The following is a 12,913-nucleotide window of genomic DNA, read 5'->3' as shown; positions in this document are numbered from 1 at the left end:
CTAGCTAACAGTATTCTACTGCAAAAACATCAATATGCTGATGAACCAGGGAGGGAAACAAGTATGGGCGGCCCCGGCGCAAGCGTGCTCCTACGCGAACCATTGACCCAGGAGCAGACAATTGACCCAGGAGCAGACAGAAGAGCTAGATGCATGGCTACATTCCATCGCACGCGAAATAGAAGTAAAAGGCAAGCTCTTCAATACACGGGAACGAACACTCTGGCTCAAGCCCGATATTTTTCCTGAAGAAGTTTCTTTTTGCATATTTTATTTCAGCATCGAAGATGGAGCAGTTTATGCCGACGAAGAAAGCGAATGTGAGCAGTTTCAAACCCAGATCGGCTATCTCCCATCACAGGCAATTGGCTTCTCATCTGGTTGCAATCAAAACATTGACCATCGCACTCTTGGCTTACTCACCTTGCAGCTAGCAGAGCGCTATAACGGCCTTATCAGCATGGATGGTGCAATCACGCCACCACTCAAACCCAACCCGACAAGAGCTGCAAAATTCAAAGAGACGCTAGCTCGCTCCGAAGGAATAGGAGCCTTTTTTAGTACCCGGTATGAAGAAATCAATAAGGAGCTTGCCAAGAACCTTCCTCCCGGGAAAACACTAAAAGAGATGGCAGTTGAACTTTTCCATCAGCCAGACTCACCCTACGCACGTGTTCAGAAGGAGGCCGAAGAGAAGTTCGGCTCGCTCTCAGCTCTGAATAGCTGGCGGCCCTCCCTGGTAGAGGTCAGCACCTTCGTCCACTCGCTACCAGGCAAGGTCTACGAGTTCCCCTACATGACGGGTAATAATGAACTCTGGGTCTCCCACATAGTGAACACCACCTTTCTACGTGCCTGGTTAGAGCATCTCCATTTTCACATGATCAAGTAGCGAACCCAGGGAGATTTCCTTTCCTAAAAGGGCGCTTTCTGTGCCACGTTTTGGTGCCTCATCCGATATGCTCTATGAGATCTCAAACGAACGAAAGGGGCACACCATGCACCAGGGCCATGCCACTGAAGAACAGGACGCGATACATATCGCGCTCTATGATCGCCATATCTCCGCGCTCCTGCCCTACCTAGCCCGGCTTATAACGAGCCGCCAGGATGTCGAGGATGTACTTTTTGACGTCTTTGCCGCGGCCCTGACAAGCCAAGCCTTCGCGCGCCTCACCCACGAGCAGCAGCGTGCCTGGCTCTACCGCGTCGCGCGCAACAAAGCTATCGATCACTATCGCCACCACACCGCCCTGGCGATTGTCCCCCTGGAGGAGACGCGGGACAACCAGGACGAGGAACCAACACCCGAACAGCGCTTCCTACGCCAGGAGCGCCATGTCCTCCTGCGCGAGGCTATCGCGCAACTCTCTCCCCTCCAGCAACAACTCATTCATCTACGCTATCAAGAAAGCATGCGCTTGGTTGATATCGCAGCCCGCTTACAGAAACCTGATGGGACGGTACGCAAGATGCTGGCACGCACCCTCAAGCAGTTACGCATGCTCTATGAACGCCAGGAGAAAGGAGACAACCATGAAGCCATTTGAGGACATCCTGCCAGAAGAAGAGGGGAACGACCTTGTAGGCCTGCTCCAGCAAGATCCCCACACGTCCCTCAACCTCACCCCTGCCGAGCAGGAACAGATCACCCAACGCGTACGCGAGCGCCTACTGCAAGTATCGCCTGATGCCCTTCCCGCCAGGGAATATGAGCCAGGCCAGATCCTCATGGCGCCTGTTTTACGCACACCAGCCACGCGCCGCCAGCGCCTCGTGCGCCTGGCAAGTGGACTCGTCGCGGTCCTGGTGGTGGGTGTGATTATTACGTCTGCGCTCTTGCTCTTCACCCCACAAAGGACATTTGTGAGCGGCCCACCTGCTGGCCCATTAACAACTACACATGCCCAGGCTAGCGGCTTCGAGATGACGCTTGGCATCACCTCTGGCCCCTACTTTATTCGCGAGATGCTTGAGGTCAACATCACACTTACCAATCACACTTCAAAGACACAGTGGGTGTCCTCACCCTTCGGCATCAATTCCTGTGGCTATGCGACTGGTGTTTACATGCAGGAAAATTTAAAGCCCGCCTTTGAACTTCCACCTACAGTTCATAGTTGCCCATTAGGGGCGAGACGACCTTTACAGCTTCTACCTAAAAAAACGCTAAGTATACAGAAATACTTTGTTTTGCAGTGGAGTGGCACCATTACCTTGACGAGCGATATAACTTTTCTCGAACCGAACAAAGATCAGTGGTACCAGCCCGTGAAAAGCCCCCTGGAGGGACACTGGCCAACCCTCCACCTCACTGTTGCTTCTCAGGTTCCACAGAATCGGCAGCTTTCCGCTCACGTTGAGAACACGCATATCACTGTCGATGCACCTGCTCAAACCAACTTACAATACCTCTACGGAGTTTCCTGTACAAACGGTCCTGGTTCCGGCTCTGAAGAGACTGGTAACTATGGCTGGCAGCCTCTCAAGAGTAGCACCGTCAACCGGCCCGCCTGCTCCATGAAACACATCACCTGGAGCTATGCCATTGGTGCCCCCGGCTACGCCATCGTCTCTGGCAATGCACAGTCAGAGGCTTAGAGGTGCGCTACTGACGTACGCGCCTACGCTGATGGACATGACGACGGAAAGACAAGCGTTTCGTTGGGGTTACGTCAACCGCGCTTGAGCCGCGTAGGCGCGTACGTCAGTAGCGCATTCTTTCCCACCTGCAATCTTTTGGGCATCTTTAGCGTCTTATAAGAAATTGTATCTTATTTCTAAACATACCAGGGAAAGCAGAAAACAAATGTCCAATAATACAGAAACACCACACGCCACACGTCGCTGGCAATTCAGGAGATTACTGGGTAGCCTCGCCGCGATCCTGGTGGTTGGCATGCTGATTGCGGTCGCGCTCTTGTTCTTCACTCCACATCAAACACTTGTGATCGGTGCGGCAATTGGCCCGGTCAGAGCACCCAGCACCACATCTGTCCAGGCTGGCGGCTTCGAGATGACACTCGGCATCACACCAGGGCCTTACTTCATCAGCGAAATGCTTGAAGTAAACATCACGCTTACTAATCACACTTCAAAGATGCAATTTGTGGGCATACCTTTCGCAAACAGCCCCTGTGGTTATGTAGATGGTATAACTGTACAAGGAGAACAGAAACCAGCCTATGAACTTCCCGCACCTACTACACATAAATGTCCGCCCCTAAACAACACACTCACACTCTCTTCTGGACAAACGTTAAGCATGCATAAATATTTTGTGCTACAGAACAGTGGCGACCTGACACTCACCACACAAGCAGGTTTCTTTACAAAAACACAGCAAGAAGCCGCACCTATACCAAGCCCCCTGGATGGGCATTGGCCAACTCTACGCATCCATGTCGCCTCTCAGGTTCCGCAGGATCGACAGCTTACTCTTCATATCTCAGCCCCACGTGTCTCTGTAGATGCCCCAGCCCCTGCTCGCCCGCACCTGCAATATCTCTACTCCATCTTCTGCGCGAATGATCGAACGGCATCCAGCCCAATGGGAGACTCCTACGGTACCGGGAACTATGGCTGGGAAACGTTGCATGAAACCACACTTAACCTTCCCGGTTGCTCCAGAAAACATATCACCTGGTCCTTTGGTATTGGTGCCCCCGGCTACGCCATCGCCTCTGGCAAAGCACAGTTAGATGTTTAGAGCAACCTATCCAGGCCACGCGTGATCTCGGCGAGCGGTTCGCGTTGGCTCTGGTAGAGCACGTAGTAGCTGGAACGTTCCGGGCGCACAAAGCCCGCATCCTGTAAGAGCTTCAGGTGTTTTGAGATACCAGCCTCGGTCAGATTCAAGATGCCCGCAATCTCTCGCGTGGAGCGCGGGCGCTGGCTGAGCAATTGCAGGATTTGCAGGCGCGTCATATCGCCCGCCGCGCGCAGCAACTTGAGGAGGCGCTCCGGTGGCACTGGCGCGCTCCCTTCCTCCTGGAATTGCTGAATTGAGTAGACAAGGGCGACCAGCATATCCTCTTCAAACATGATGTGCAGCCGTGGCCAGACATACGCCGAGGGAACAAGGAAAAGTTGCTCACCAATGCGCATCTCCTCGTGCCTCTGCGAGGGATAGCGCATGGTGATGTTCTCTTCCTGCCAGGACACATTGAGCTGGGGCGCCAGCGAGTCAAGCACTTCAAATGGCCCCTGCTCAAAGAGGATCTGCCCTCGCTGCTGAATATCGCGCAAAAGCTGTTCCTCCAGTTGGGGCCGCTCCAGTGCAATGCAGGTCTCCCAATACCAGGAGAAGAAGCGCAGAAACCGCTTGTGGCTCTGCTCCGGATCAGTCAACAATTCCTCAACCATCGCCAGAGATGAGGGACAAAGCTCTTGCGTCCGCGCCAGCACGTGCTGCCGCAACTCCTGCGACTGGCTTACCCGCGCAAATGTGTACTCACCTTCGCCCTCATACCTTCTCATAATGGTTTGCGTCAGGACGAGTTCGGCATACTCAGCAGGTGGCAGGTCCTGCGTCACACGAAACTCTTCTTCAAATGTTGGAAAAGCCTCCGTGAGCCGCAAGGGTCCCGCGAAGATATCGGGAATTGTCGCCGCAAAAATAATACTGAATGCAGATGCTTCAGCCTTTAAAGCCGGAGGCATCTGCTGGCGCATACGCAGAACCCAGGGCAAGTGCAAGGGATGCTGCTGACTCCGGTTCAAGACACGCAGGCTGCGCACAGTTTCATGCAATGGGGAATAACTAAAGGCCAACCGCTCGGCCTGCAAGGCGCCTAGATGCATAATAATTGTCATTGTTCTCCGGTCTCCCATTAGCATTCTGATTAACTCATTAGCTAAAAAGTTGTAACGCATATCAGTTTATCTTATCCTATGCAAAGACGGCAATATTTATGAGAGCAGATCAATAAAGGATGGAATCTATGCAGAACATTGATACAGCACAACAGACTTTTTCGCCCCAGGCAATTATTGAGGAACTGCTGAAGCAGATGGGGGAGAAATATGTCTTCCCTGAGGTGGTACCAGAGGTTGCGGCCACACTGCGACAGCATCTCGCCACGGGAACCTACGCGGATATGCGCGATGGCGAGCTCTTCGCGCAGACGATTACGACACACCTGCGCGAGGTCACGCATGATAAGCACCTGCGTCTCTTCTACCAGGCGGAGGGGGTTCCCCAGCACATCGACGAGCATGAAGACTATACACCGGAGGAGATTGAGCGCATCCGCCAGAAGAGTAAAGAGAACTATGGCTTAAAGAAGGTCGAGATTCTAGATGGGAACATTGGCTATCTTCAATTCAATAAATTTGTGCATCCCCACTTCGCGGGCGAGAGCATGAATGCCGCGCTGACCTTCCTAGCATATACACGCGCCATGATCATTGATCTGCGCACCAATGGCGGGGGCGAGCCGACGATGGTCCAGTTCCTCTGTAGCTATTTCTTCGATGCCTTCGCCTCTGAAAACATACAGCTCAATGGCTTGTATGATCGCAGGAAAGACCTGCTACACCAGTATTGGGCCTTATCCTACATTCCGGGTAAGCGCTACCTGGACAGGCCGCTCTATCTCCTGACCAGCCAGCGTACCTTCTCGGCGGCGGAAGAGTTCACCTATAACCTACAACAATTAAAGCGCGCCCTTGTGATTGGGGAGACCACGGGCGGTGGGGCGCACGCGGGCTTGCGCTATCCCATCGATACCCATTTCGAGGCATTCATCCCCTGCTTGCGCGCCATCAATCCAACCAGCAAAACTAACTGGGAAGGCGTCGGCGTGCAGCCTGATGTGCCAGTAGCCCAGGCCGATGCCCTGGAGGTCGCCTACCAGCGCGCACTGGCAGAGGCCAAAGAGACACCTGAATAACACCTCAGTTTGCACGAGAGCAGTTTCCTGGCTCGCATGCCTCTATCCACATCATGCGGTATGGATAGAGGCATGTGGTCTCTAGCAGGCTTAGACCAGCACTGAAAAGCGCAGAGAGTAACCTCTCCATTGCGTTGGACTTACAAAGTGATCTCCGTTTGAAACACTGTGACCGTCCAGCCTCCTATTTGGACAAGCTCTGGCTGTTCTTCACGACCACGGACAATAACCTCAACCTGTCCAGTGCGCTGCATCGCTTCACCTTGCCTTCCAACAAAAGAGAAAAGTCCTCAATGCTCCCCTTTCATCTCTGCGACAACGCACCTCTCACAAGAACAAGGAAAGTCCAGTCAGCATGACACGCATCGCCATCATGGCAACCGGTCCAAATGCCGGTGTAGCTATCCGTATAAACAGGAATCCCCCTCCCCATAGTGCCGCAAGCACCAGCAATACCCCAATTTCCTTTGTTCGCATACTCTTTCTCCTCGCATGGTTCATACACACAGAGAGAGTGAAGGCTGAATTGACAGCGCTTCATTCACTAGAAGTCTTTCGATGAGACTTTTAGTATAGGGCGTTTTATGATAAAATTCGAGGAAAAGCAAAACGTCTACCGTCATTTACTTTAAATATGAAAGAAAAAATAGGATATGGCTTTGAAAATTGAGAAGTTACTCGATGAGACAGGCTGGCTGCTGCTCCGAATAATCACACAGAAGACACTTGAGAGGGGCGAAGTTTAAGGCAGTCAACCTGGCTCTCCCTACACCTTTTTATCCAAAATGTTTAATATTTCTTTTATTGCTTGATAAATCCGCTTGCAATATAATACTCTCAGGTGAGGTACCTTCGCTGCAGCCACCAACTCCCCCAGGCACACAACATAACCCACCAGCCCCCCCTCTCACTTTGGCTTCATCCAGTTCAATCGCGCTCAGCGCCGCGCTCTCAAACACTGGGACTAAAAAGGTGCATACAAAAGAGAGCTAGCTCACAGTCAGGGACTCGATTTTCTGTTACCCTGTCATTAGTAGAGATTGTTATGAATGCTTTCTAAACACATCTAAGGGCAGGAAAGGATACAACGCTAATGGAAGATCGAGATGTTGCTAGGCGGCTCACCTCACTGCAAGCCAGAATGAACCGGATCGAAAACCTCATGCAGCAGTTGCTGCTCACCCTGACGAGTTCTCATGCCCATATGGAACAAACACAGCTCCTGCGCAACATACTGCAGGAACTACGCAGCGACCCAACTCCTCACACACCGGAGGTTGATCTTCCAACAAACAGTCCATCACAGGAACGGCCAGAGCTTGTTGCTATTCGCCAGGCCTTACTGGCAGGCCAAAGGTTGAAAGCCATTCAGCTCTATCGCAGTTTGTATGGTGTCAGTTTACAAGAGGCCCAGAACGCCATTGACACCATGTAGGCCTGGTCATACATCCTTTCTGGCAACGCTCTGCGTGATAACATACAATAAAAGAAATACATCACGTTCGCTTAGAGAAAGGATGCACTCATGGACCCTGCGGTCAAGAAACAGGTGTTGCGCCTGTTCATGTACGGACTCTACGCGGTATCCTGCGCCGAGGGGGACGAGGTCAATGCCTTTACGGCTAACTGGCTCACCCAGGTTTCGTTCGAGCCACCCCTCGTCGCCGTTTCTATCGAGAAAGATGCCAAGTCCCTGCCCATGATTCAGCGCAGCCAGAAGTTCGCCATCAATGTGCTACGCACGGGGCAGCGTGAGCTTGCCGGGATGCTTGGTAAGTCCGGTTTTAAGTATCCCGATAAGCTCCAGGGCATCAGCCACGAACTGCGCCCCGATGGCTACGTGGTCCTGCACGACGCCCTGGGCTGGGTTGGCTGCGAGGTGCGCAATAGCATGGACGCCGGGGACTCCATTCTCGTCCTGGCGGAGGTAGTCGACGTTGGCCTGATCGCCGAGGGCCAGCCCCTCAGCATGGCCGAGGCCGGCTTCCGCCACGCAGGATAAAGAGTTCTGTTGAATGGGCATGTGGCAGGGGCGAATGCCCCTGCCACATGCCCATTCAACAGAACTCTTGCACAGTGCAAGGCAATATGGAATAATTAGCGCTTAAGAGCAATGAAATTATAATAGCTGTTATCTTATAAGGAGCCCCTGCATGCAACAAGGGAGCAGCATCACGCAAGCTGATGAGAAGAGCTGCACCTTCTGTCATAGCGCGGCTATCGCGCCATATATTCTGAAGGAATCGCAAAACTTTCGTATCGTTACCGATCACGCCCCCCTTGTCGAGGGCCACCTGCTCATCATACCGAAAGAGCACTATCGCTGTTATGGCGACGTGCCCGCCGTGTTGGATGAGGAGCTTTTCACACTGAAGGACGAGGTCAAACGCTTCTTCGAGCGCTTCTATGCCCCCATCATCTACTGGGAACACGGCATCTTCCGTCAGACGGTCTTCCATGCCCACCTGCACTGCTTCCCCTTTGGCGAGATCGTTTACGACCTCTCACAAGATATGCACGTACAGGTCGTTAAGCAGCAGGACGATATCCGCCAGTGGTTTCATCACCAGGGGCACTACTTCTACCTGGAAGACACGCACCACGCTATGCTCTTTCCACCAGAACTTGAGCCTTATACGCGTATTATTCAGGATGTCCTGCGTCCAGGCGCCCTTGGGCGCAATGGACACACACAGTGGCGATCCGTTCCCCAGCGCATTGAAGAGGGGAAGGCCCTTATTCGCTCAACAATCGAGCGCTGGCAGGTATTTCAGCAGCAAGAACAGGAGGCAGGGTATGCCAATTGAACCACTCAAAAACGGCCTGGTCGCATGCGACGAGATCACGCTTCACTATGTCGAATGGGGCAAGGAGGGGACGCCTATCATCTGCCTCCACGGCCTGACCGCCCATGCCTACTGCTTTCAAGCCTTCGCCGATGCCTTCGCCTCCAATCATCGCGTGATCGCCTATGATCTGCGCGGACGCGGCGATAGCGACAAACCACCAACCGGCTACAGCGTCCCCATTCACGCGCAGGACCTCGCGGCGCTCATCGACGCCCTTCAGCTTGAGCAGCCCATCATCATCGGGCACTCACTGGGCGCACTCATCGCCCTCTACTTCGCCGCCCATTACCCCGATAAGCTGAGCAAGCTTGTGCTTATCGACGCGGGCGCTCCCCTGCCCTGGAGCGGGCAGGATGATATGCCCACCTGGCTTACCGCCGCCATTTCACGCCTGGGCGTTACCCTTCCCTCCTACCAGGATTACCTGGCCCGCCTCCAGCAGGCTCCTTACCTCGCGCCCTACTGGAACCAGTATATCGATCTCTATTTCGAGCACGATGTACGCATTGAGCAGGATGGCTCCGTCATCTCCAAGGCCTTCGCCCACGGCATCCTGGAGGAGGGCCTGAACTATCCCCAGGCCCAACCCGAGGCCCAGTGGGAACAGGTGCAGGCGCCAACCCTCTTATTACGTGCCGGGCAGGGCCTCTTCAGCGAGAGTGACCAGCTCCTCTCCCAACAAGACGCTGAACAGATCCATCACACTATTGCCAACTGCGCCTACCGTGATCTCCCCAACCTCAACCACTACACCATCATCTTCGGCGTCGATCCCGCCCCCGCCCAGGAGATCCAAAGCTTTATCGAAGGCTAAATGCACTACTGGCGTACGCGCCTACGCGGTCTGGGCATCTACGCGTTCACCCAAGCGCCTACGCTGGGTGTAGACACACAGCCCACAGGCGTAGGCGCGTACGTCAGTAGCGCACCTCCCCATCAATGCATTCGCCTCGCAAGCCAGTTTTGTGGTACATTAGTACACGATGACGAGGGGATTATCTTGCTCGTTTTCAAGACCTACTCTTATTTTGAAAGGACTAAGGATTCGATGGAGATTCGTAAAGTAGGTGTCATTGGTTGTGGCCTTATGGGGAGCGGAATCGCACAGACGTGCGCCCAGGCTGGCTATGAAACAATCGTGCGCGAGGTCGCGCAGGACTTTCTCGATAAAGGTATGGCACGTATCCAGGGTGCCTGGGATATGATGCTTCAGAAGGGGAAGATCAACGAGGAGCAGGCTCGCGACTATAAGAACCACCTGCGCGGCACCCTCGATACCAAAGATCTGGCCGACTGTGACCTCGTCATCGAGGCGGTCATTGAGAATATGGAGGAGAAGCTCCGCCTCTTCCCAGCCCTCGACAACGCCCTCAAGCCCGAGGCCCTGATCCTCAGCAACACCTCTTCGCTCAACATCACGCAGATGGGCGCCGTTACCAAGCGCGCCGACAAGGTCTGCGGCCTGCACTTCTTCAATCCAGCGCCCGTTATGAAGCTCGTCGAGATCGTGCGCACAATTTCTACCTCCGACGAGACCGTTGAGACGGTGCGCGCCTTCGCCAAATCCCTGGGCAAGACGCCCGTCGTGGCCAAAGATACAGCAGGCTTTATCGTCAACTTCCTGCTCATCCCCTACCTCCTCGCCGCTATCCGCATGTACGAGAATGGGCTGGCAAGCAAAGAGGATATCGATACGGCTATGAAGCTGGGTTGTGGCTATCCTATGGGTCCGCTGACCCTACTCGACTATGTGGGTCTCGATACCACACTCTGGGCCGCTGAGGCGCTCTATGAGGAATTTAAAGAGCCGCTCTACGCGCCATCTCCCCTCCTGCGCCGCATGGTCAACTCCGGTATGCTTGGCCGCAAGAGCGGGCGCGGCTTCTACGAATACTAACCCTCATCAAAATAAAAAAGTCCGGCTTCCCCACGAGGGGAAGTCGGCCCTCCTAAGCATCGCAGCTAGAGGCACCTCTATTTTACCACGTCAATAAGCTCCAACACCATTGAAACCACCACATCTCCCAAACATACCACACTTTAAAAAGCGGGTGTTGTCGGCGTGCTCGAAAAGCATGCCGACAACACCCGCTTTTCTACAAGAAATACCATAAAAATAAGGGATGCAAGAGCGGCTTACATCCCTTAGGGCCTGGCCTCGTTACCTAGCCATTGGCAGGTAACGGTCTTCTGCCGCGAGAAACGACCTTGCGGCGCTCACCCACAAACTTCTGCGGGATGGGTGACACTTCTTCGTGATGGAACGAACCACTGGCATCGGTATTGATACCAGGATAGTTCGGGCCATAGTTGTAGTGTCCCGTCTGCGCAGGAGAGAGCTGCCCACGTCCAAACAGGGGGGTCCCGTTTAAGGACGGTAGCACGGGTTCAACCGCGTCGTCATATAGATCATCGGGAACCACATCGAGACCTCGATCCAGCAAGGTATCCTCGCTGACATTCAGGCGTACAATGCTTCCTTTGATGATCTCCTCAACAGCCTCATGAGGCACATAGAGCACTTTAGCGAACACATCTCCACGTTCGGCCAGAATATAGCGACCAAAACGCGCCTTGACGGTGCCAAGCCACTGCTCGTTCTTGTCCAGGACTTCCTGGCCAAGCTGGAAACGAGCGTTGGGATTGAAGACCTTGTAGCGCTCCTTGGGTGCCGCCATAGGATCTTCCAGGGCCCAGCCCATGATACCGACGATGATAAATGGTGCGCCGATATAGGTGAGCAAGGCACTATCAGGAAGGCCCAGCAATCCAGCGACTGTGACAAGAATCGCTGCACTCAGAATGAGTGGCCACAGGCTTGGATTGGGCAGGTGGATGTGATGCTCTTCTTCCGCGCTCTCAACCTCCGCCTCCTCAATGGCTGCGGAATGCTGCTTCAGCTCATCTGCTGTGAGACTAGCACTGTGAAGAGAACTATCCATAAGCTCCACTTTCCTCAAAGAATTTTCTACCGCCGCCTCACCAGCCCCAGGCAAGCCTGCGCTTACCCATAGACGCATACGCGTCCATGCTGGATCTGCCGCGACAGGATATAATCCGTGAGGACGAAAAATTCCCTAGTGCATCTACCCTTGACCTCTTCGGTTCCTGCCGGGTATACTCCACTTAAGAAGAATGGTTTTGAGCGGCCTGGCGCCAAGGCGCAGGCGTGTTCTCACCACGCTCTCAACGAAGATGCAACTAGAACTGTCCTATAGGTAAGCATAGCACAACTCTCCAGATTTGACCAGATCGAATACAATCGTCTCCTCATGCCTACCTGTTATATACACTTATGCCAGTATGGTAATATCCGAAGGTTAAAAGACGGGAAATCACCATGTTCACTGAGAAGCAACGCGACCACGTACGTAATTACGTCCTGAAAATGGCGCAGGCTGATCCGCGAGCCACAGGGGGCGCGCTCATCGGCTCTACAGCGGCTGGGGTTGAGGATAGCTGGTCCGATATTGATATAACCTTTGGGATCGCCACAGGCAGCGCGATTGAAACCGTCATTGATGATTGGGCACAAAGGCTTGAGCAAGAATTCGGCGTGCTCCATCATTTTGACCTGCACGCTGGCTCCAGCCTCTACCGCGTGTTTCTTCTCCCCAATGGCCTGGAGATTGACATCTCGGTCACCCCTGAAGGAGATTTTGGCGCACGCGGGCCACACTTCCACACCCTCTTTGGCAGCGCTCAGCAACAGTTACACACCTCACCACCACCAGCTACCAGCCACATGATTGGACTGTGCTGGCATCACGTCTTCCACGCTCGATCGTGCATTGAACGCCGCAAACCCTGGCAGGCTGCATACTGGATCAGTGAGGTCCGTAATCACACGCTTGCCCTTGCATGCATCCGTCTGGGAGAGAGCGCGGCCCACGGACGCGGCGTTGATAAGCTTCCCGCAGTCGTCACTAATTCGTTCGCAGATACGCTGGTGCGCTCACTCGATGAGCAAGAGTTACGTCGGGCTCTCGCGGCAGTGACAATGTGCCTGATCGCTGAAATAGAGCAATGGGACACTACGCTCTGCGCTCGTCTTCAACCACTCCTGCAAGAGTTTGGCGCTCCCCAGATCAAGGTTTAAGAGCAGGGGACTTTTGTGTAATGTACATAGCTAAAATTAGCACCCTAGTTGTAAAAGAGTAGTTCGATCTG

The 12,913-nt window shown here is 53.7% G+C and carries 14 protein-coding genes; 11 read left to right on the top strand and 3 right to left on the bottom strand.

What is annotated here, in order from left to right; genetic code table 11:
* Positions 1–121: 121 nt before the first annotated feature.
* The 4 genes from JMJ16_RS33830 (at position 122) to JMJ16_RS33815 (ending at position 3,709) form a co-directional block, all read left to right on the top strand.
* A complete protein-coding gene (locus JMJ16_RS33830) occupies positions 122–892 on the top strand; it encodes a DUF6368 family protein (RefSeq protein WP_201388764.1) in 771 nt (256 codons plus the stop codon).
* 40 nt (positions 893–932) lie between these two features.
* Entirely contained in the window at positions 933–1,550 is a 618-nt protein-coding gene (locus JMJ16_RS33825; protein ID WP_201388762.1) for an RNA polymerase sigma factor, read from the top strand.
* Positions 1,537–2,601 (top strand): hypothetical protein, encoded by a 1,065-nt coding sequence (locus JMJ16_RS33820; protein WP_201388760.1) that lies wholly within the window; start codon positions 1,537–1,539, stop codon positions 2,599–2,601. Before JMJ16_RS33825 ends, JMJ16_RS33820 begins: the two co-directional genes overlap by 14 nt.
* 208 nt (positions 2,602–2,809) lie before the next feature.
* On the top strand, positions 2,810–3,709 hold the full coding sequence (locus tag JMJ16_RS33815; RefSeq protein ID WP_201388758.1) for a hypothetical protein: 900 nt from the start codon (positions 2,810–2,812) through the stop codon (positions 3,707–3,709).
* Here the strand turns inward: JMJ16_RS33815 and JMJ16_RS33810 are convergent.
* Positions 3,706–4,815: a DUF5937 family protein gene (locus JMJ16_RS33810; protein ID WP_201388756.1), complete on the bottom strand. Its 1,110-nt coding sequence runs from the start codon at positions 4,813–4,815 to the stop codon at positions 3,706–3,708. The two genes, JMJ16_RS33815 and JMJ16_RS33810, sit on opposite strands and share 4 nt — an antisense overlap.
* Positions 4,816–4,943: 128 nt before the next feature.
* Between JMJ16_RS33810 and JMJ16_RS33805 the strand changes: the two genes are divergently transcribed.
* Positions 4,944–5,894, top strand: a complete 951-nt coding sequence (locus tag JMJ16_RS33805; protein ID WP_201388754.1) for a S41 family peptidase — start codon at positions 4,944–4,946, stop codon at positions 5,892–5,894.
* A gap of 327 nt (positions 5,895–6,221) precedes the next feature.
* On the opposite strand, the gene JMJ16_RS33800 is transcribed toward JMJ16_RS33805, so the two are convergent.
* Positions 6,222–6,371: a hypothetical protein gene (locus tag JMJ16_RS33800; protein WP_201388752.1), complete on the bottom strand. Its 150-nt coding sequence runs from the start codon at positions 6,369–6,371 to the stop codon at positions 6,222–6,224.
* Positions 6,372–6,987: 616 nt separating this feature from the next.
* On the opposite strand from JMJ16_RS33800, the gene JMJ16_RS33795 reads away from it, so the two are divergent.
* The 5 genes from JMJ16_RS33795 (at position 6,988) to JMJ16_RS33775 (ending at position 10,640) form a co-directional block, all read left to right on the top strand.
* The gene (locus JMJ16_RS33795; RefSeq protein WP_201388750.1) at positions 6,988–7,329 is read left to right on the top strand and encodes a hypothetical protein; all 342 of its coding nucleotides are present in this window, start codon (positions 6,988–6,990) and stop codon (positions 7,327–7,329) included.
* Positions 7,330–7,419: 90 nt separating this feature from the next.
* Complete coding sequence (locus JMJ16_RS33790) at positions 7,420–7,896, top strand: flavin reductase family protein (RefSeq protein ID WP_201388748.1); 477 nt, start codon at positions 7,420–7,422, stop codon at positions 7,894–7,896.
* A 151-nt stretch (positions 7,897–8,047) separates the two neighbouring features.
* Positions 8,048–8,701 carry an HIT family protein gene (locus JMJ16_RS33785; RefSeq protein WP_201388746.1) on the top strand — a complete coding sequence of 218 codons (654 nt, stop codon included), beginning with the start codon at positions 8,048–8,050 and terminating at the stop codon, positions 8,699–8,701.
* Entirely contained in the window at positions 8,691–9,557 is an 867-nt protein-coding gene (locus tag JMJ16_RS33780) for an alpha/beta fold hydrolase (protein ID WP_201388744.1), read from the top strand. The genes JMJ16_RS33785 and JMJ16_RS33780 overlap by 11 nt, the downstream gene beginning before the upstream one ends.
* Entirely contained in the window at positions 9,558–10,640 is a 1,083-nt protein-coding gene (locus JMJ16_RS33775) for a 3-hydroxyacyl-CoA dehydrogenase family protein (protein WP_236601803.1), read from the top strand.
* A 268-nt stretch (positions 10,641–10,908) separates the two neighbouring features.
* On the opposite strand, the gene JMJ16_RS33770 is transcribed toward JMJ16_RS33775, so the two are convergent.
* Positions 10,909–11,685 (bottom strand): hypothetical protein, encoded by a 777-nt coding sequence (locus JMJ16_RS33770; RefSeq protein WP_201388742.1) that lies wholly within the window; start codon positions 11,683–11,685, stop codon positions 10,909–10,911.
* Between the two features lie 398 nt (positions 11,686–12,083).
* Here JMJ16_RS33770 and JMJ16_RS33765 point away from each other — a divergent pair, with 398 nt between their 5' ends.
* Complete coding sequence (locus JMJ16_RS33765; RefSeq protein ID WP_201388740.1) at positions 12,084–12,842, top strand: hypothetical protein; 759 nt, start codon at positions 12,084–12,086, stop codon at positions 12,840–12,842.
* Positions 12,843–12,913: the final 71 nt, after the last annotated feature.

It is taken from the genome of Ktedonobacter sp. SOSP1-52 (genome assembly GCF_016587395.1).
This window is presented reverse-complemented; position numbering and strand designations above follow the sequence as displayed.